Source organism: Blautia sp. HCN-1074 (genome assembly GCF_037890165.1).
In the GTDB taxonomy this organism is placed as follows: Bacteria; Bacillota; Clostridia; order Lachnospirales; family Lachnospiraceae; genus Blautia_A.
Map to the genome: position 1 here is coordinate 1 of NZ_JBBKBP010000048.1, position 2,833 is coordinate 2,833.

The following is a 2,833-nucleotide window of genomic DNA, read 5'->3' on the forward strand; positions in this document are numbered from 1 at the left end:
CGAATGGGATATCTCATCTTAAGGGGGGCTTCACGCTTAGATGCCTTCAGCGTTTATCCCTTCCGGGCTTGGCTACTCGGCCGTAGACTTGGCAGTCTAACCGATGCACCAGCGGCCCGTCCATCCCGGTCCTCTCGTACTAAGGACAGCTCCTCTCAGATATCCTACGCCCACGCCGGATAGGGACCGAACTGTCTCACGACGTTCTGAACCCAGCTCGCGTACCGCTTTAATGGGCGAACAGCCCAACCCTTGGGACCTACTACAGCCCCAGGATGCGATGAGCCGACATCGAGGTGCCAAACCACTCCGTCGATGTGAACTCTTGGGAGTGATAAGCCTGTTATCCCCAGGGTAGCTTTTATCCGTTGAGCGATGGCATTCCCACTTAATACCACCGGATCACTAAGCCCTACTTTCGTACCTGCTCCACCCGTCGGTGTCGCAGTCAAGCTCCCTTCTGCCTTTGCACTCTTCGAATGGTTTCCGTCCATTCTGAGGGAACCTTTGGGCGCCTCCGATACCCTTTCGGAGGCGACCGCCCCAGTCAAACTCCCCGTCTGGCATTGTCCCACCGCCGGGTCACGGCGGCTGGTTAGAAACCCAATACTGCAAGGGTGGTATCCCAACAGCGGCTCCACAATAACTGGCGTTACTGTCTCACAGCCTCCCACCTATCCTGTACATGCAATACCGAGTCCCAGTACCAAACTGGAGTAAAGCTCCATGGGGTCTTTCCGTCCTGGCGCAGGTAACCAGCATCTTCACTGGTACTTCAATTTCACCGGATGCATTGTCGAGACAGCGCTCAAATCATTACGCCTTTCGTGCGGGTCGGAACTTACCCGACAAGGAATTTCGCTACCTTAGGACCGTTATAGTTACGGCCGCCGTTTACTGGGGCTTAAATTCAAAGCTTCGCTTGCGCTAACCTCTCCTCTTAACCTTCCAGCACCGGGCAGGCGTCAGCCCATATACCTCACCTTTCGGTTTCGCATAGACCTGTGTTTTTGCTAAACAGTTGCTTGAGCCTATTCTCTGCGGCCTCATTTCTGAGGCACCCCTTATCCCTAAGTTACGGGGCCATTTTGCCGAGTTCCTTGACAATGCTTCTTCCGCCGGCCTTAGGATTCTCTCCTCATCCACCTGTGTCGGTTTACGGTACGGGTACGGTATAAACAATAGCGGCTTTTCTTGACGCATGGCTCACGGACTTCACTACTTTATTTCGCTCCGCATCACGGCTTCCCATTGCCACCCGGATTTGCCAGAGTGACTGGTACCCCGCTTGCACCGGGCTTTCCATTCCCGGCTTCCGCTTTCCTTACGTGTCCCCACAGTTCTGTCATACCGCAGTACAGGAATCTCCACCTGTTGTCCATCGGCTACGACTCTCGTCCTCGCCTTAGGCCCCGACTTACCCAGAGCAGATCAGCTTTACTCTGGAAACCTTGGATATTCGGCCTAGAGGATTCCCACCTCTATCTCGCTACTCATTCCGGCATTCTCTCTTCCATGCAGTCCACAGCTCCTTTCGGTACTGCTTCGTTCCGCATGCAATGCTCCTCTACCAACCTTTCGGTTCCTTAGTTTCGGTGGCGCGTTTCAGCCCCGGACATTTTCGGCGCAGGACCTCTCGACCAGTGAGCTATTACGCACTCTTTGAATGGATGGCTGCTTCTGAGCCAACATCCTGGTTGTCTTCGAAATCCCACATCCTTTTCCACTTAACGCGCACTTTGGGACCTTAACTGAAGGTCTGGGCTCTTTCCCTTTTGACCGCCCAACTTATCTCGTGCAGTCTGACTCCCGATAATCGATTACGCGGCATTCGGAGTTTGATATTCTTCGGTAGGCTTTGACGCCCCCTAGGAAATTCAGTGCTCTACCTCCGCAAATCTGTATCGAGGCTAGCCCTAAAGCTATTTCGAGGAGAACCAGCTATCTCCGGGTTCGATTGGAATTTCTCCCCTATCCACACCTCATCCCCACCCTTTTCAACGGATGTGGGTTCGGTCCTCCACTACCTCTTACGGCAGCTTCAACCTGGACATGGATAGATCACCCGGTTTCGGGTCTACTCCTACTGACTCTGGCCCTCTTAAGACTTGGTTTCCCTACGGCTCCACACCTGAAGTGCTTAACCTTGCCAGTAAGCGTAACTCGCCGGACCGTTCTACAAAAAGTACGCGGTCGCACATATAAAGTGCTTCCACAGCTTGTAGACACAGGGTTTCAGGTTCTCTTTCACTCCCCTCCCGGGGTCCTTTTCACCTTTCCTTCACAGTACTATGCGCTATCGGTCACTAAGTAGTATTTAGCCTTAGGGGGTGGTCCCCCTGATTTCCCACAAGGTTCCACGTGTCTCGTGGTACTCTGGATCCTGCTCAGTCAGCTCTGTTTTCACGTACGGGGCTTTCACCCTCTGTGGCCGGCTTTCCCAAAACCGTTCTGTTAACATCACTGAATCTTAAATGCAGTCCGTAACCCCGGAATGCACGCATTCCGGTTTAGGCTCCTCCGCGTTCGCTCGCCGCTACTTACGGAATCGAGTTTTCTTTCTTTTCCTCCGGGTACTTAGATGTTTCAGTTCCCCGGGTTCCCTTCCTACAGTTATGTATTGGCTGTAGGATACATGAGGTTTGCTCATGTGGGTTTCCCCATTCAGACATCTCCGGATCACGGGATATTTGCTCCTCCCCGAAGCTTATCGCAGCTTATCACGTCTTTCATCGGCTCTTAGTGCCAAGGCATCCGCCCTGTGCCCTTATTGCTTGACCTTTCGCTTCATCACCCTAGCGTAGGTGATGCGGTCGTTTGATTCTCATTGTTT

General features: G+C 53.1%; 1 rRNA gene. It reads right to left on the minus strand.

Annotated elements, in window-relative coordinates:
* A 23S ribosomal RNA gene (locus tag WKT11_RS19615) occupies positions 1-2,780 on the minus strand; the annotation flags it as partial.
* Between the last annotated feature and the right edge of the window lie 53 nt (positions 2,781-2,833).